The 15965-nt window shown below is 74.6% G+C and carries 14 protein-coding genes; 10 read left to right on the top strand and 4 right to left on the bottom strand.

Features of this window, described 5'->3' with window-relative positions:
* The first annotated feature begins 69 nt into the window (after positions 1-69).
* The 4 genes from ACF1BE_RS09830 (at position 70) to ACF1BE_RS09815 (ending at position 5253) form a co-directional block, all read left to right on the top strand.
* On the top strand, positions 70-1401 hold the full coding sequence (locus ACF1BE_RS09830) for a DUF692 domain-containing protein (protein WP_392198464.1): 1332 nt from the start codon (positions 70-72) through the stop codon (positions 1399-1401).
* 385 nt (positions 1402-1786) lie between these two features.
* A complete protein-coding gene (locus tag ACF1BE_RS09825; protein ID WP_392198463.1) occupies positions 1787-2557 on the top strand; it encodes a DUF4142 domain-containing protein in 771 nt (256 codons plus the stop codon).
* A gap of 107 nt (positions 2558-2664) precedes the next feature.
* Positions 2665-3444: a TIGR04222 domain-containing membrane protein gene (locus ACF1BE_RS09820; protein ID WP_392198462.1), complete on the top strand. Its 780-nt coding sequence runs from the start codon at positions 2665-2667 to the stop codon at positions 3442-3444.
* A gap of 168 nt (positions 3445-3612) precedes the next feature.
* Positions 3613-5253, top strand: coding sequence for an alpha/beta hydrolase (locus tag ACF1BE_RS09815; protein WP_392198461.1), 1641 nt, complete (start codon positions 3613-3615; stop codon positions 5251-5253).
* A 79-nt stretch (positions 5254-5332) separates the two neighbouring features.
* On the opposite strand, the gene hemQ is transcribed toward ACF1BE_RS09815, so the two are convergent.
* Together hemQ and hemG are read right to left on the bottom strand one after the other, a co-directional pair.
* Complete coding sequence (gene hemQ / locus ACF1BE_RS09810; RefSeq protein ID WP_392198460.1) at positions 5333-6064, bottom strand: hydrogen peroxide-dependent heme synthase; 732 nt, start codon at positions 6062-6064, stop codon at positions 5333-5335.
* 5 nt (positions 6065-6069) lie between these two features.
* Positions 6070-7605 (bottom strand): protoporphyrinogen oxidase, encoded by a 1536-nt coding sequence (gene hemG, locus ACF1BE_RS09805; protein WP_392198459.1) that lies wholly within the window; start codon positions 7603-7605, stop codon positions 6070-6072.
* 158 nt (positions 7606-7763) lie between these two features.
* Here hemG and ACF1BE_RS09800 point away from each other — a divergent pair, with 158 nt between their 5' ends.
* Both ACF1BE_RS09800 and ACF1BE_RS09795 read left to right on the top strand, forming a co-directional pair.
* Positions 7764-8735: a DUF4349 domain-containing protein gene (locus tag ACF1BE_RS09800; protein ID WP_392198458.1), complete on the top strand. Its 972-nt coding sequence runs from the start codon at positions 7764-7766 to the stop codon at positions 8733-8735.
* A gap of 28 nt (positions 8736-8763) precedes the next feature.
* Entirely contained in the window at positions 8764-10179 is a 1416-nt protein-coding gene (locus tag ACF1BE_RS09795) for an FAD-dependent oxidoreductase (RefSeq protein ID WP_392198457.1), read from the top strand.
* Positions 10180-10326: 147 nt separating this feature from the next.
* Here ACF1BE_RS09795 and ACF1BE_RS09790 read toward each other — a convergent pair whose 3' ends face one another.
* The gene (locus tag ACF1BE_RS09790) at positions 10327-10587 is read right to left on the bottom strand and encodes a hypothetical protein (RefSeq protein WP_392198576.1); all 261 of its coding nucleotides are present in this window, start codon (positions 10585-10587) and stop codon (positions 10327-10329) included.
* Positions 10588-10709: 122 nt separating this feature from the next.
* On the opposite strand from ACF1BE_RS09790, the gene ACF1BE_RS09785 reads away from it, so the two are divergent.
* Entirely contained in the window at positions 10710-11534 is an 825-nt protein-coding gene (locus tag ACF1BE_RS09785) for a rhomboid family intramembrane serine protease (RefSeq protein WP_392198456.1), read from the top strand.
* A 1-nt stretch (position 11535) separates the two neighbouring features.
* Here ACF1BE_RS09785 and hemE read toward each other — a convergent pair whose 3' ends face one another.
* The gene (hemE, locus tag ACF1BE_RS09780; protein ID WP_392198455.1) at positions 11536-12603 is read right to left on the bottom strand and encodes a uroporphyrinogen decarboxylase; all 1068 of its coding nucleotides are present in this window, start codon (positions 12601-12603) and stop codon (positions 11536-11538) included.
* An 86-nt stretch (positions 12604-12689) separates the two neighbouring features.
* Between hemE and ACF1BE_RS09775 the strand changes: the two genes are divergently transcribed.
* The 3 genes from ACF1BE_RS09775 (at position 12690) to ACF1BE_RS09765 (ending at position 15738) form a co-directional block, all read left to right on the top strand.
* Positions 12690-13361, top strand: coding sequence for a DUF3000 domain-containing protein (locus tag ACF1BE_RS09775; protein WP_392198454.1), 672 nt, complete (start codon positions 12690-12692; stop codon positions 13359-13361).
* A gap of 281 nt (positions 13362-13642) precedes the next feature.
* A complete protein-coding gene (locus ACF1BE_RS09770; RefSeq protein WP_392198453.1) occupies positions 13643-14302 on the top strand; it encodes a LuxR C-terminal-related transcriptional regulator in 660 nt (219 codons plus the stop codon).
* A gap of 146 nt (positions 14303-14448) precedes the next feature.
* On the top strand, positions 14449-15738 hold the full coding sequence (locus ACF1BE_RS09765; RefSeq protein ID WP_392198452.1) for a ribonuclease D: 1290 nt from the start codon (positions 14449-14451) through the stop codon (positions 15736-15738).
* Positions 15739-15965 lie beyond the last annotated feature (227 nt).

Below are 15965 nucleotides of genomic sequence, written 5' to 3'. Positions count from 1 at the left end.
AGGCCCGTCGGCGGGGCCATATCCCCCTCACTCGACGCACGAACGCCGGCCGAGGAGGGGGAGCGCACCGTGGAGCGACTGGGGACCGGGATCGGATGGCGGCCGGAGATCGCGGAGGCCGTGGAGGGGATGCCGGGCATCGACTGGGTGGAGGTCGTGGCGGAGAACGTCTGCCCCGGTCACCTCCCGCAGTCGCTGCTGCGGCTGCGCGAGCGCGGTGTGACGGTGATACCGCACGGCGTCTCCCTCGGCCTCGGCGGCGCGGACCGTCCCGACGAGGGACGGCTCGCGGCGCTGGCCGAGCGGGCGCAGGCGCTGGGGGCGCCGCTGGTCACCGAGCACATCGCCTTCGTCCGGGCGGGCGGGGCGCTCACCGCGTCCCCGCCGCTGGAGGCCGGGCACCTGCTGCCCGTGCCGCGCACCCGGGACGCCCTGGACGTGCTGTGCGAGAACGTCCGCATCGCCCAGGACGCGCTGCCGGTGCCGCTGGCACTGGAGAACATCGCCGCGCTGTTCTCCTGGCCGGACGAGGAGCTGACCGAGGGGCAGTTCCTGTCCCAGTTGGTGGAACGGACCGGCGTACGTCTGCTCATCGACGTGGCCAACCTGCACACCAACCACGTCAACCGGGGCGAGGACCCGGCCGAGGCGCTGGCCGCGCTGCCGCTGGAGGCGATCGCCTACGTCCATGTCGCGGGCGGCTTCGAGCGCGACGGTGTCTGGCACGACAGCCACGCGCACCCCGTGCCGCGCCCGGTGCTCGACATCCTGACCGGCCTCGCCACCCGCGTCACGCCGCCCGGGGTACTGCTGGAGCGGGACGACAACTTCCCTGAACCCGCCGAGCTGGAGCGCGAGTTGCACGCCGTACGGGAGGCGGTGGCGGCCGGGCGGTCCCGTCCGGCGGGCGGTACGCCGGCGGCGGTCACGGCGACGGGGGGAGCCGTCGGCACGGGGGCGGGGGGTGTCGATGTCCTGGCGCCGCCCGTGGCCGGGGTCCGCGAGCGGCTCGGGGTGGCCCAGACCGCCGTGCTGTCCTCACTGGTGGCGGGGACACCGGTGCCGGAGGGGTTCGACCGGGCGCGGATGCGGGTGCAGGCGCGGGCCCTGGCGGCGAAGCGGGCGGACGTGGTGGCGAAAGTGGCGCCCGAGCTGCCGGTGATCCTCGGGGCCGCGTACCGGGAGGCGTTCCTGGCGTACGCGCGGCAGCGGCCGATGACCACGGGATACCGGCGGGACGCGCTGGATTTCGCGGGTCATCTGCTGAAGCTGGGACGCCCGGGGAACGCGGGGAGGCGGCGCAGGCTGCGGGAGTGGTGGCTGGACCGGGCAGGACCGGCACCGCGGCGGGTCTCGCCGGCGGCACGGGCGATACGGGCACTGCTCCGGCGCCGGACCTGACGCGGGCGAGGGCGGGAGCGGGTGGGGGACGGCTGGCCGCGCGGTTCCGCGCGCCCTGGGGAGCCGGCGGTGACATCGAAAGGTGCTCGGGGTCCCGTGGGCCGTCGCGCCGCCGGGGCGGGCAGGCGGTGGGGAAGGCGCCCGGCCCACGGCGGCGGGTCCGGCGGCCGGCCCGGTTCACGGCGTCCGCTCGGGTTCGGCGCGGTGCCGCGGCAGTCCCCGTATCACCTGTGGCGCCGGCGGCCCGCCCGCACCGCCGCCCCGACCGGCCGCCCCGCCCCCGGGCCCTCAACCGCGCCGCGGACGGCGTCCCTCCGCCCCGCAGTAATATGCCAAGCCCGCAGCCACCCCCAAGCACACCACGGCGTGCGGTGCAGGAGGCAGCATGCGACCGCGACCCCCGATCAAGGGCCGAGGCATATTCAGCGGTACCGGACTCATCGTCGCCGGTCTGGCGGCGACGGTCGTCGCGCTGCTCGTTCCGCTCTGGTCCTACGCCGGCCGGCAGGACCCGGCGAGCGCGAACGTGCTCAGCGCGGCGACGGTGACGACCCCGTACGGTCCGCTGTCCGCGCAGGACCGGGACTTCGTCACCAAGGTGCGGCTGGCCGGCCTGTGGGAGCTGCCCGCCGGGGAGCTGGCGCAGCACAAGGGCACCACGCCTGCCGTCCGTACGGCGGGACGGCACCTCGTCGACGGCCACACCTCGCTGGACGCGCACGTACGGACCGTCGCCACCCAGCTCGGCGTGGCCCTGCCCAACGAACCCAACGTCCAGCAGAAGCAGTGGCTGGCCACCCTGGACTCGGCGCACGGCCAGGACTTCGACCGGCAGTTCGCCGGCCTGCTGCGGTTCGCGCACGGCCGGGTGTTCTCCCTGGTGGCCCAGGTCCGGGCCGGCACCCAGAACTCCCTGGTCCGCGATCTCGCCGACGACGCCAACACGACCGTGCTGGACCACATCAGAATCCTGGAGGCGACCGGGTACGTCGACTTCTCGGCGCTGGCCCGGGACCTGGCGGCTCCGGCGTCCCCGGTGCCGACACCGCCGGAGGCCGATCCCGGCGCCGCGGTGCCGGTCACCCCGTCGCCGGGCGGGACGTACGCCCTGCCACCGGCCACCGCCGGCCCGCCCCCGGCGACGAGCGGTCCCTGACGGCCGCCGGCCCGCCCAGGAAACGGAACGTCACGTACCGGCGACACTGTGTCCGGATCGTGAACAGGGCATGGCGTCCGCCCGGGGCCCTGGCATAGAAACACGTCATGTTCTGGGTCCTTCTCCTACTCCTGGCCTGGGCTTTCGCCGGTACGGCCGGTGCCCTGCTGTGCCTGGCCGCCGTCCGCGCCGCGACCGCCGAAGCGCGTGACGTGCCGGCGGACCGGGAGCGCGGTCTGACGCTGTACGAGGCGGCCTTCCTGTCCGGCGGCCCCGCGCGGGTCGCCGACGTGACCCTGGTCTCCATGGCCCGCCAGCGCCGGCTGCTGCTCGCGCACACCGGCTGGGCGACGGTCGTCGACCCGCGGGGCCGCGACGAGATGGAGCGGTCGGTCATAGGGGCCATAGGGCCCGAGGGCCAGTCACGGATCGCGCCGGTACGGGCACGGGCGGCCGGCGCCGAGGCGGTGCGCCGGCTGGCCGACGGGCTGGTGCGCGCGGGGCTCGCGGTGCCGGAGGGCACGGGGGTCACCGTGGGGGCCGCCGTCCGCCGGGTGCGGGCCGCCGCGGTGGCCGTGGTGGCGCTCGGCGTGACCGCGCTGCTGCTGCCCGTCCAGACCGGGACACCGCGCCTGCTGGTGGGCCTGTGGTTCGCCCTGCCCCTCACGCTGTCGCTGAGCTGCCTGGCCATCGCCCGGTTCGAGGTGCACCCGTACTCGCGCTGGGCCTCCCCGGCCGGGCAGCGGCTGCTGGGCGCGCTGGCCGGGAGGCCGGCCGGTGACGAGCGGTCGTTCCTCACGTCCGTCGCCGTACGCGGCGTCCGCGCGATCGGCGAACCGGAGCTGCGCGCGGCCTTCGCCCACCGCGACCAGCCCTGGCGGGAATGACGGTTCCCTCCCGGAGTGAAGGCTCCTTCCGGGGGCGCACAGGGGGCATTGCCGCCGACACCGGCCGGGCGGTGCTTGCCTTCGCCGGCAGCCGGCCGAAGCATCCCTTGTGACGTCGCCGGGCCGTGGCAGCCGTGCCATCGCCGCCGCGCACCGAAGGGACACGCGATGAAAGCTGCCGCCCTCTACTCGGCCGCCGGGTCCTTGCTGCTGACCAGCCTGGCCGCGGCCCCGGCGGGCGGCGCGCCCGGCAGCCCCGGCACGGCCGAGCTGCGCGGGACCGCGGTGGCGGTGGCCCGGGCCCGGGCGGCCGGCATCGACTTCGGCCCGTGCCCGGCCGCGGACGTGCCGCAGGCCCCGGCCGAGCTGCGGTGCGGCACGGTGACCGTCCCGCTGGACTACGCCCACCCCGACGGCAGGAAGATCGAACTGACGGTCAGCCGCATCCCGGCCACCCAGAAGGACCCGCACAACAGCAAGCGGAAGATCCCCCGGCAGGGCGCCCTCGTCTACAACCCGGGCGGTCCGGGCGCCTCCAGCATGTACTTCCCGCTGATCGGCACGGTCCCGCAGTGGAGGCGGACCGCCGCCGCCTACGACCTGGTCGGCTACGCCCCGCGCGGGGTGGGCCGTTCCGCGCCGTTGTCCTGCGAGGACCCCGGGCACCTCTTCAAGGCGCCCACCCCGTCACCGGCCCACCCGTCGCAGGCGTACAAGCGGCAGCGCATCGCGCGGGCGAAGGCCTACGCGCGCGGCTGCGCCCGGCGCTCCGGGAGCAGGCTGCGGTTCTACCACTCCCTCGCCAACGCCCGGGACCTGGACGTCCTGCGGGCCGCGCTGGGCGAGGACCGGCTGACGTTCATGGGCGCGTCGTACGGCACCTACTTCGGCACGCTGTACGCGGCGATGTTCCCCACGCACGTGCGGCGCATGGTGCTGGACTCGGCGGTGGACCCGGACCCGGAGAAGATCTGGTACCGCAGCAACCTCGACCAGTCGGCCGCCTTCGAGGAGCGCTGGGCGGACTTCCGCGACTGGATCGCCCGGCACGACGACGTGTACCGGCTCGGCGACACGCCCGGGAAGGTGCAGCGCGCCTACGACACCGCGCGCGAGCGGCTGGCCGGGAAGCCGGCGGGCGGCAAGGTCGGCCCGGGCCAGCTGCAGAACGCGTTCCTGACGGCCGGGTACTACGACGACTTCTGGCCGAGCCGGGCCGAGGCCCTCGCGGCCTTCCTGCACGGTGACCCGGAGCCGCTGGTGCGGCTGGCCGCGCCGAGCCCGGACACGGCCGTGGAGGCGGAGAACGGCAGCGCGGTGTACACGGCCGTCGAGTGCAACGACGCGCCGTGGCCGACGCAGTGGAAGGTGTGGGACCGGGACAACACGCGGCTCGCCCGGGTGGCGCCCTTCGAGACCTGGGACAACGCGTGGCTGAACCTGCCGTGCGCGTACTGGCCGGCGCCCCGGCAGCGTCCGCTGGACGTGCGGACCGCTCCGGGCGAGCTGCCGCCGGTGCTGATCCTGGCGGCCGAGCGGGACGCGGCGACCCCCTACCAGGGGGCCCTGGAGACGAACCGGCGGCTGGCCGGCTCGGTGCTGGTGACCGAGCGGGACGCGGGCACGCACGGCGTCGGGGGCGGCCCCAACCCGTGCGTCAACGCGTACCTGGACGCGTATCTGCTGGAGGGCCGGCTCCCGGCGCGGCACGCGTCCTGCGCCCCGCGCCCGGAGCCGAAGCCGGACACCCCGGCCGCCCCCGGCTCGTCCTCGCGGGACGCCCTGAAGGGCAGGGCCGCCCGGCCCTAGGTGTGCTGTCCCGGGACGTTGGCCTGATCCGAACGAAAGACCTCAGGCGTTCCGCGTGGGCCCGTCGGGGCGTTGTCCGTCAGGCCAGTCCGGCGACCAGCTCGGCGACGTCCTTGCGGCGGCCCGTGTAGAACGGCACCTCCTCGCGGACGTGCATCCGGGCCTCGGAGGCGCGCAGGTGGCGCATGAGGTCGACGATGCGGTACAGCTCGTCGGCCTCGAAGGCCAGGATCCACTCGTAGTCACCGAGGGAGAACGAGGCGACGGTGTTGGCGCGCACGTCGGGGTAGCCGCGGGCCATCTTGCCGTGGTCGGCGAGCATGCGGCGGCGGTCCTCGTCGGGCAGCAGGTACCAGTCGTAGGAGCGCACGAACGGGTAGACGCTGACGTAGTCGCGGGGCGTCTCGTCGGCGAGGAACGCCGGGATGTGCGAGCGGTTGAACTCGGCGGGGCGGTGCAGCGCCATGTTCGACCACACCGGCTCCAGCGCGCGGCCCAGCCGGGTGCGGCGGAAGAGGTTGTACGCCTCCTGGAGCTGGTCGCTGGTCTCGGCGTGCCACCAGATCATGAGGTCGGCGTCGGCGCGCAGGCCGGACAGGTCGTAGGTGCCGCGGACCGTGACGTCCTTCGCGGCGAGCTGGTCGAACAGCTCCTGGACCTCGTCGGCGTATCCCGTGCGGTCCTCCGGCAGCACGTCCTTCAGCCTGAACACCGACCAGAGGGTGTAGCGGATGACCTCGTTGAGGTCCTTGGCCAGCTTGCCCTTGTTCGGGATCCTGCCGGACTCGGTGGTGGGGGCGTCGTCACTCATGGTCCCTATTCTCCCGCTCCGCCGTGCAGGCTCTGCACCGGGTTGGCGGTCAGCTCCGCCACACCGCCCGGGTCGCCGTCCAGCTGGTCGACCGCGGCGTACGCGCTCGCGATGCACGCGGGGATGCCGACCCCGTCGTACTGGGCGCCGCACACCGCGAGGCCCGGGAGCCTGGCGACGTGTTCACGGATGCGGGCCACGCGGGCGTGGTGCCCGACGGGGTACTGCGGCAGGCCGTCGGTCCAGCGGGTGACGCGGGTCTCGAGGGGTTCGGCGTCCAGGCCGGTCGCCTCGCGCAGGTCGTGCCGGGAGATCTCCACGAGGCCGGCGTCGTCCCGGCCGAGCACCTGCGTCTCGCCGTGGCGGCCCACGGAGGTGCGCAGCACGACCACGTCCGGGTCCTGCCCGGCGATCCATCCCCACTTCTGGGAGGCGAACGTGGATGCCTTGATGGTGCGGCCGTCGACGGGCGGCACCAGGAAGCCGCTGCCCTCGGGCAGGCGCAGTCCGGCGCGCCGGTAGGCGAGGGTCACCAGGGCCATCGAGGCGTACTCCACGGCGGCCAGCTCGGCGGCGGCCCCGGGGGCCTCGGCGCGCAGCAGGTCGGCGGCCGGGCGGGCGGGGACGGCGAGGACGACGGCGTCCGCGTCCAGCACCCGTTCACCGGCAAGGACGCGCCAGACGCCGTGTCCGACGGCCGTGTCCCCCGTCGCCGCGCGGGACTGCGCCTCGCCCTCGGCGCCCGGTCGTGCCGGGCCGCCGCGGCGCAGCTCCCGCACCGGAGTCCGGGTCAGGATCTCGCCTCCGCGGGCCCGCACCGAGTCGGCGACCGCGAGCGGCAGTCCGCCCACACCGCCCTCGATGCCGAGGAACACCGGTCCGGTCTGCCGGGCCGCCGCCGCCTTCGCCTGGATCGCGCGGACCGCCTCCGTCAGGGAGTCGTGGGTCCGGGCGGCCTGGAAGAGCTGCGGGACGGCCGAGCGCATGGAGATGCGGTAGGCGTCGCCCGCGTAGACCCCGCCGAGGAGGGGCTCCACCAGACGGTCCACGACCTCGCGGCCGAGCCGGGCCGCCACGTACTCCCCCACGGCGATGTCGTCACCGGTCTCCGTGCGGGGCAGGTCGGTGTCGCGCCCGATGCGGGCCAGGCCCTCGTCGGACAGGACGCCGGCGAGTGCGGCGGCGGTGCCGGGGACGCCCATCACATGGCCCTTGGGCATGGGCCGCAGGGCGCCGCGGGTCCAGATCGCGGCGGTCGCCGTGGCCGGCGGCTGGAGCCGGTCGCCGAGGCCGGCCTCGCGCGCGAGCGTCACCGCCTCGGGGCGGCGGGCGAGCATGGACTCGGCACCCAGGTCGACGCGTACCCCGGCGATCTCGCCGGGCAGCAGCTTGCCGCCGACCCGGTCGCCGGCCTCCAGCACGGTCACGCGCGCGCCGCGGTCCAGCAGCCGGTGCGCGGCGGCCAGCCCGGCGACACCGGCCCCGATGACGACGACGTGTCCCAGGCCCCTGCCCGTCGCACCGTTACCCGTTGTGCTCATGCCTCCCACTCTCTCAGACCCCGCTGGCACTCCCGCCGGGCCCCGGTGTCCGGCCCGGGTCCGGATCGTGACCGCACCGGGACCGGCGGCGCCGAACGTCCCCGCCGGGCCCGCCGTCGAAGGAGCGTCACAGACCGACAGCCACGGGAGTACCGGCCATGCGCACACCACACGTCACCCGCTCCGCTCGTCCCGCCCGTCCGGCGCGGGCCCTGGCCGGGACGCTGCTCGCCGCCTCCCTCGCGCTCGCCGGGTGCGGCGGCGCGGACGACACGGGCGGCGGCTCGGCGAAGTCCGCCGCGGACGCCGCGGTGCGGCCGACGGGTGCCTCCGGCGGCAGGGCGGACGGCGCGAAGGCCGTGCGGGGCACACCCCGGCTCGCCACGGACGCGATCATCCGCACCGCGTCCCTCACCGTCGAGGTCGAGGACGTGGCCAAGGCCCTGGAGGCGGCCCGTTCGGCCGCCGGGGACGCGGGCGGCTACGTCGGCACGGAGACCACCAGCCGGGACCGCGACGGGCACGAGCACACCCGGGTCGTGCTGCGCGTGCCCACCGAGAGGTACGACGAGGTCCTGACCGGCCTCCAGGGCACGGGCAGGGTGGTGCACCGCACGGCCAAGGCCGTCGACGTCACCGACCAGGTCGTGGACGTGGACAGCCGGGTCACCTCGCAGCGGGCCAGTGTGGCCCGGATCCGTGCGCTGATGGACAAGGCGGACAAGCTCGACGACGTCGTCACCCTGGAGGGCCAACTGAGCAGTCGTCAGGCCGACCTGGAGGCGCTGCTCGCCCGGCAGGCGTCCCTCAAGGACCGCACGAGCCTGGCCACCATCACCCTGTCGTTGTCACGGACACCGGTGCGGGAGGCGTCCGGTGACGGCTCGCCGGACCTCGCCGACGCGCTGGCGGGCGGCTGGCACGCGTTCGTCACCCTGCTGCGCTGGATCGCCCTCGCGCTCGGCGCCGTCCTGCCGTTCGCGGTGCTCGCCGCGCTGCTCGCGCTGCTGTGGCTGCGCGTCGTACGTCCCCGGCTGCCGCGCCGTGCGGGGCCCGCGCCGGCCACGGCCGCGCCCGGCCCGCTGCCGTCGGCCCGCCCGGTGGAGCCCGGGGAGGCCGGGCGGAAGTGAAGTCCCCGTGCACCGTAGCGTGTTCCTCATGAGCATGAAGGATGCGCGCGGTGGCAGCGGCGGCGACGGCGGCAAGGAGCGGCTGGTCGTGATCGGCGGCGACGCGGCGGGCATGTCCGCCGCGTCGCAGGCGCGGCGGCTGCGGGGCCCGGACGAGCTGGACATCGTGGCCTTCGAACGCGGCCACTTCACGTCGTACTCGGCGTGCGGCATCCCGTACTGGGTGGGCGGTGAGGTCGCCGACCGCGATCAGCTCGTCGCCCGTACGCCCGGGGAGCACCGGACGCGGGGGATCGACCTGCGGCTGCGTACGGAGGTCACGGAGATCGACGTGGCCGGACAGCGCGTGCGCGCGCGTGACGTCGATTCCGGCGCCGAGTCCTGGACGTCGTACGACAAGCTGGTCATCGCGACCGGGGCGCGCCCGGTCCGCCCGGACCTGCCCGGCGCGGACGCCCCCGGCGTGCACGGCGTGCAGACCCTGGACGACGGCCAGGCCCTGCTGGACACGCTGGCACGCGTGCGTGGCCGCCGCGCGGTCGTCGTGGGCGCCGGCTACATCGGCGTGGAGATGGCCGAGGCGCTGATCAACCGGGGTTTCGAGGTGACGGTCGTCAACCGCGGCAAGGAACCCATGTCGACGCTCGATCCGGACATGGGCCGGCTGGTGCACCGGGCCATGGAGGGCCTCGGCATCACCATGGTGAACGACACCGAGGTCACCGGGCTGCTCACCGGCCCGGACGGCCGGGTCCGGGCGGTGGCCACGCGGGACGCCGAGTACCCCGCGGACCTGGTGGTCCTCGGCATCGGCGTCCGCCCGGAGACCGGCCTCGCCCGGGCGGCCGGCCTTCCGCTCGGCGCGCACGGCGGTCTGCTCACCGACCTGGGGATGCGGGTGCGCGGCCACGGCGACATCTGGGCGGGCGGCGACTGCGTGGAGGTGCTGAACCTGGTGTCCGGGCAGGAGCAGTACGTCCCGCTCGGCACGCACGCCAACAAGCACGGCCAGGTCATCGGCACCAACGCCGGCGGCGGCTACGCCACCTTCCCCGGTGTCGTCGGCACGGCGGTCAGCAAGGTCTGCGACCTGGAGATCGCCCGTACCGGGCTGCGCGAGAAGGACGCGCGCCGGGTGGGCCTCGCGTTCGAGACGGTCACCATCGAGTCGACCAGCCGCGCCGGCTACTACCCCGGCGCCGCCCTCATGACGGTCAAGATGCTCGCGGAACGCCGAACGGGCCGGCTGCTCGGCGTGCAGATCGTCGGCCGGGAGGGCGCCGCCAAGCGGGTCGACATCGCGGCGGTGGCACTGACCGCGCGGATGACGGTGGAGCAGATGACGGCCCTGGACCTGGGCTACGCCCCGCCGTTCTCGCCGGTGTGGGACCCCGTGCTGGTGGCGGCGAGAAAGGCGGCGGCGAAGGTGAGGGCGGCAGCCTAGGCCCTCTCGTTCGGATCATGCCGGGCTCGCGGGCCCTGGCACCGCGCCTCGCCGCGTTGTCGTCGGTTGCCATGGCGCCCTCCTCCGCCGTGCGATGCACGGCACCAGGACCCGCTCCCTGATCCGGCCCGATCCGAACGAAAGACCCTAGGCCGTCCCGCTGATGCGGGGCAGGGAGGTGACGGCCGCGCTGGGTGTCACGGCCGTGGGCTGCTCGCCGGCGGGCTTGGCGTGGGACGCCGGCGGCCGGGTGGACCGCAGCCGGTAGCTCACCGCCTCGTCCAGCGTGACCGGCCGCTGCATCTGCGAGGCGAGCCGGCCGGCCTCCTGGCCGAGCCTCGCGACGTCCTCCCAGGGAAGCCGTAGCACCAAGGACAGCTCGGCCTCGCCGTCGGGCAGGGCATGCATCGCCGAAACCTGCGGAGCGTTCGCACTCATCGCCTGATCCTCACGTCGGTTGTGAGGGGATACGCACGCACGCCCGGCGGTGTTCACCGGTTCACCGACCGCGTCGCGGGCACTACTCCTGTGTGGTCATACCCGTCCATGACGTGAATCCGGTGCGCCGCACCCCCTGGGTGACGTACGCGCTCATCGCCGCCAACGTGCTGGTGTTCCTCACCACGCCCGGCATCGCCGGTGCCGTGGCCGGCGGCAGCGATCTGGTGCAGCTGTGTCATCTCCAGGCCTTCATGGACCACTACGCCGCGGTCCCCCGGGAACTGATCCACCATCAGATGCCGCGTGTCGTGCCGACCGGGAGCGTCGGCGTGGGCCCGCACGGCCCGGGCTGCGTCGTGGCGCCGCCCGGCTACGACAAGTCCCCGGCGCTGTCGGTCCTCACGGCGATGTTCCTGCACGGCGGCTGGCTGCACCTGCTCGGCAACATGCTCTTCCTGCTGATCTTCGGCAACAACGTCGAGGACCGGATGGGCCACATCCGCTACTTGCTCTTCTACGTCGTCTGCGGCTACGCGGCCGGCTACGGCTTCGCCCTGCTCAACGAAGGCTCCACCGACCCGCTGATCGGCGCGTCGGGCGCGATCGCCGGGGTGCTCGGCGCCTATCTGGTGCTGTACCCGAGGGCCAGGGTGTGGGTGCTGGTGCCGTTCCTGGTCTTCCTGCCGCTTCGGCTGCCCGCCTGGCTGGTGCTGGGCTTCTGGTTCGCGCTCCAGGCGGCGTACTCCTCCGGGCACGGCGTGTCCGGCGCCGGCACGGTGGCGTACGCGGCGCACGTGGTCGGCTTCGTGGCGGGCATGCTGCTCGCCTGGCCGCTCAAGCCCGGCACGCCGCCCCCGCCGGAGCCGCCCGGCCTGCTGTTCGGCAGGCGGGCACGGCCCCACTACTCCTGGTGAGTCAGCGCGCGGTGGCGGTGTGCACGTACTCCACGAGCCGGGTGAGCGCGTCCGGGTCGGCGTTCGGCGGGACGCCGTGGCCGAGGTTGAAGACGTGCCCCTCCAGGCCGGCGGCGGCGTCGAGCACCTCGCGGGCCTTCGTGGCGACGGTGTCCTTGTCGGTGAACAGGACGGTCGGGTCGAGGTTGCCCTGGAGCGCCTTGCCGGGGCCGACCCGGCGCGCGGCCTCGTCCAGCGGGACGCGCCAGTCGACGCCGACGACGTCCGCGCCGGCCTCGCCCATGAGTCGCAGCAGCTCACCGGTGCCGACGCCGAAGTGGATGCGCGGGACGCCGTACCCGGCGACGGCGTCGAAGACCTTCGCGGAGGCCGGCATGACCGACGCCCGGTAGTCCGCGGGGGCCAGGGCGCCGGCCCAGGAGTCGAAGAGCTGGACGGCGCCGGCGCCGGCCTCGATCTGGACCTTCAGGAAGGCGGCCGTGATGTCGGCGAGGCGGTCGAGCAGGTCGGCCCACAGCTCGGGGTCGCCGTACATCATCGCCTTGGCGTTCTCGTACGTGCGGGACGGGCCGCCCTCGACCAGGTAGCTCGCGAGGGTGAACGGCGCGCCCGCGAAACCGATCAGCGGGGTGCCGCCCAGCTCAGCGGTGAGGAGGCCGATGGCCTCGGTGACGTACGGGACGTCCTCGGGGGTGAGGTCGCGCAGCCGGGCCAGGTCGGCGCGGGTGCGGACGGGCTGCTCGACGACCGGGCCGACGCCGGGCTTGATGTCCAGATCGATGCCGATGGCCTTCAGCGGGACGACGATGTCGCTGAAGTAGATCGCCGCGTCGACGTCGTGCCGGCGCACCGGCTGGAGGGTGATCTCGGTGACCAGTTCGGGCCGCATGCAGGACTCCAGCATGGGCACCCCCTCGCGCACCTTGCGGTACTCGGGCAGGGAGCGGCCGGCCTGGCGCATGAACCACACGGGGGTGTGCGGCACGGGCTCGCGCCTGCACGCCCGGAGGAAGGCGCTGTCGTACGTCGCTGCGGGCTGCCGGCCCGGGGGGATGTCGTTGGCGGTCACGGGGCAAGTCTCGCATGACATCGGTGACCGGCGGCGCGGGGTGTCTTGCCCCGCACCGGGCCCCGCTTCCCCTTACTCTTCCCCGCATGGCTGCGGCTCAGGGACGATTGTCGGACGGCGCTGACGGAATGGACGACGCGGAGGACACCGCGCAGGAGCGGGCGGGCAGCGGGCTGCCCCCGGCGTTCCGGGCCGCGGTCGACGCGCTGCGCACCGCGCGGGTACGGCCGCAGGTCGAGGTGGAGCCGACGCCCGCCCCGCAGCGGCTCGCCCCGCACGCGTACGCGTTGGAGGCCGTGGTGGCCGACGGCGAGCAGGAGCTGGCCGACGGGCGGCTGGTGCTGCTGCACGATCCGGCCGGGCACGAGGCCTGGCAGGGCACCTTCCGGCTGGTGACGCTGGTGCGCGCGGAGCTGGAGCCGGAGATGGCGGCCGATCCGCTGCTGCCCGAGGTGTGCTGGTCGTGGCTGACGGGGGCGCTCCAGGCGCGCGGGCTCGGGTACGGCGAGCCGAGCGGCACGATCACGCGGGCCGGCTCGCACTACTTCGGCGGGCTGGCCGAGCGGCCGGCCGCCTCGCAGATCGAGATCAGGGCGTCGTGGACGCCCCGCGAGGGTCTCGGCGGGGCGCCGGACACCGCTGCTCATCTGGCGGCCTGGTGCGATCTGCTGGCCCAGGTCGCGGGCCTGCCGCCGGCCGGGCCGGGCGACGCGTCGGTGGTGACGCTGCCGCAGCGCCGGGGGCCGCAGTCCCGGTGACGTGACACCGCTGTCCGCACCGCTTCACCCTTGTGGGCGTCCGGTTGACCATCTCTTTGTCGATACGGCCACTTTGCGTACTCGAATCGCACCCGCTCGGACCGACTCGATCTTCGGATGATCGATCGCGTGTCCGAATTGCACGGATTGTTACTCACTAGATCGTGATCATTCTCTAAAGGCGGACAGGTTTGCTGCCGAAGACGACTGTGACCTTGAAAGCACGGTTCGTCCCGGCTTCCTCCCCACAAGCCGGCCCCGTCCCCCACCCAGGAGGCCTGGTGTCCGTTCTCCTCGAGCAACCCGCAAGCCTGGTCGCCTACCGCCCGAACAAGCCGACCGCCATGGTGGTCGTGGCCGACCCCCGCGTCCGCTCCACCGTCACCCGCCACCTGTGGGCGCTCGGCGTGCGCGACGTCATCGAAGCCTCGTCCATCGCGGAGGCTCGTCCCCGCATCGGCAACCCCCGCGACATCTGCGTCGCCGACGTCCACCTCCCCGACGGCTCCGGCCTCACCCTGCTGTCCGAGACCCGCGCCGCGGGCTGGCCCAACGGACTCGCGCTCTCCGCCGCCGACGACATCGGTGCCGTCCGCAACGCGCTCGCGGGCGGCGTCAAGGGGTACGTCGTCACCGGCACCCGCACCAACATCGGACTCCCCTCCCGGCCCGGCTCCACTCCCCTCGGTGCCGCCGCCCGGATGCACCGCCGCCCCCCGGGTGCCCCGAGCCACCCGGGCGGCTACCGGGAGCTGTCCGGACGCGAGGTCGAGGTGCTGAGACTGGTCGCGGAGGGCCAGTCGAACAAGGCGATCGGCGTCTCCATGGGCCTGTCCGCCCTCACCGTCAAGAGCCACCTCGCCCGCATCGCCCGCAAGCTGGGCACCGGTGACCGGGCCGGCATGGTGGCCGTGGCCCTGCGCACCGGGATCATCCACTGAACCCTCCGGATGCCCCCTCCGGAGGACTCCCCGTCCACCCTGGCGAACCCCGTGCCGCCCCAGGGTGACTGGTTTACGACCCTTCAGCACCCGTCGGCGGAACGTTCCGTCGACGGGCGCCGTCCACACACGGATACCCTTGACAGGTGACCGACGCCCAAGACACCGCAGCAGACGGCTCCCTGCGCATCACCGGAGGCACTCCTCCGGACGACGCCGGATCTTCTGTGACGGAGGCGCCGACCCCGCTGCTCGAACCCCGCGAGGGCATTCCGCCCGTGATCACCGACGAGGCCGCCCTCGCCGAGGTGACCGCCGCCTTCGCCGCCGGCTCCGGGCCGGTCGCCGTGGACGCCGAGCGTGCCTCCGGCTACCGCTACGGGCAGCGCGCCTACCTGGTGCAGCTGCGCCGTGAGGGCGCCGGCAGCGCGCTGATCGACCCCGTCGCCTGCCCGGACCTGTCCGGCCTCGGCGAGGCCCTGTCCGGCGTCGAGTGGGTGCTGCACGCGGCCACCCAGGACCTGCCCTGCCTGCGCGAGATAGGCATGGTGCCCACCCGCCTGTTCGACACCGAGCTGGCCGGCCGGCTCGCCGGGTTCCCCCGGGTCGGCCTCGGCGCGATGGTGGAGGGCGTCCTCGGGTACGTCCTGGAGAAGGGCCACTCCGCCGTCGACTGGTCGACCCGGCCGCTGCCCGAGCCCTGGCTGCGGTACGCCGCGCTGGACGTGGAGCTGCTCGTGGACCTGCGGGACGCCCTGGAGAAGGAGCTGGACCGGCAGGGCAAGCTGGAGTGGGCGCACCAGGAGTTCGACGCGATCGTCGCCGCGCCGCCGGCCGAGCCCCGCAAGGAACCCTGGCGCCGTACATCGGGGATGCACAAGGTGCGGCGGCGGCGGCAGCTGGCCGTCGTACGGGAGCTGTGGGAGACCCGGGACCGGATCGCGCAGCGGCGCGATGTGTCACCGGGCAAGGTGCTGAGCGACGCGGCCATCGTGGAGGCCGCGCTCGCCCTGCCGGGCACCGTCCACGCGCTCGCCGCGCTGAACGGGTTCGGGCACCGGACGGGCCGCCGGCAGCTGGAGCAGTGGCAGGCGGCCGTGGACCGGGCCAAGGCCGTGCCGGAGAGCGCGCTGCCGCAGCTGGGCCAGGCCGTGACCGGCCCCCCGCCGCCCCGGGCATGGGCAGACAAGGACCCGGTCGCCGCGGCCCGGCTGTCCGCGGCGCGGGCGGCGGTGTCCGCCCTGGCCGAGCGGCTCACCATGCCGCAGGAGAACCTGGTCTCCCCGGACACCGTGCGGCGGATCTGCTGGGAGCCGCCGCGGACCGTCGACGCCGGTTCGGTGGCGACCGCGCTGGCCGGGTACGGCGCACGTCCGTGGCAGGTCGAGCTGGTGACACCGGTACTGGTGGACGCGCTGGCCGCCCAGGGCGCCTGAGGCCCGCCCTCCGGACCCTGCCCGCGTCGCGGGGCCTGGCAAGCGCGCCTTCGGTGGTGCCGTCACTCGCCGCCGCGGCGCCTGATCCGCGGCGGCGGGCCGGCCGCGGCCCGGTCGCGGCCTCCTTCCGGAGGGCTCCGGCGCGTCGCCGCCCGTGAGACGCCGCCCTGCGCGAGAAGCCGGTGCGAACGTCGAGATCACGCCAAGATCCTGGGGCTGCACGGTGG

The sequence above is a fragment of the Streptomyces sp. NPDC014991 genome, assembly GCF_043080665.1.
Classification (GTDB): Bacteria; Actinomycetota; Actinomycetes; order Streptomycetales; family Streptomycetaceae; genus Streptomyces.
This window is presented reverse-complemented; position numbering and strand designations above follow the sequence as displayed.

Coding starts and splice junctions, on each gene's coding strand:
- ACF1BE_RS09795 (WP_392198457.1), top strand. CDS start 8,764: ATGAGCATGAAGGATGCGCGCGGTGGCAGCGGCGGCGACGGCGGCAAG.
- ACF1BE_RS09800 (WP_392198458.1), top strand. CDS start 7,764: ATGCGCACACCACACGTCACCCGCTCCGCTCGTCCCGCCCGTCCGGCG.
- ACF1BE_RS09825 (WP_392198463.1), top strand. CDS start 1,787: ATGCGACCGCGACCCCCGATCAAGGGCCGAGGCATATTCAGCGGTACC.
- hemQ (WP_392198460.1), bottom strand. CDS start 6,064: ATGAGTGACGACGCCCCCACCACCGAGTCCGGCAGGATCCCGAACAAG.
- ACF1BE_RS09775 (WP_392198454.1), top strand. CDS start 12,690: ATGGCTGCGGCTCAGGGACGATTGTCGGACGGCGCTGACGGAATGGAC.
- hemG (WP_392198459.1), bottom strand. CDS start 7,605: ATGAGCACAACGGGTAACGGTGCGACGGGCAGGGGCCTGGGACACGTC.
- ACF1BE_RS09820 (WP_392198462.1), top strand. CDS start 2,665: ATGTTCTGGGTCCTTCTCCTACTCCTGGCCTGGGCTTTCGCCGGTACG.
- ACF1BE_RS09815 (WP_392198461.1), top strand. CDS start 3,613: ATGAAAGCTGCCGCCCTCTACTCGGCCGCCGGGTCCTTGCTGCTGACC.
- ACF1BE_RS09790 (WP_392198576.1), bottom strand. CDS start 10,587: ATGCATGCCCTGCCCGACGGCGAGGCCGAGCTGTCCTTGGTGCTACGG.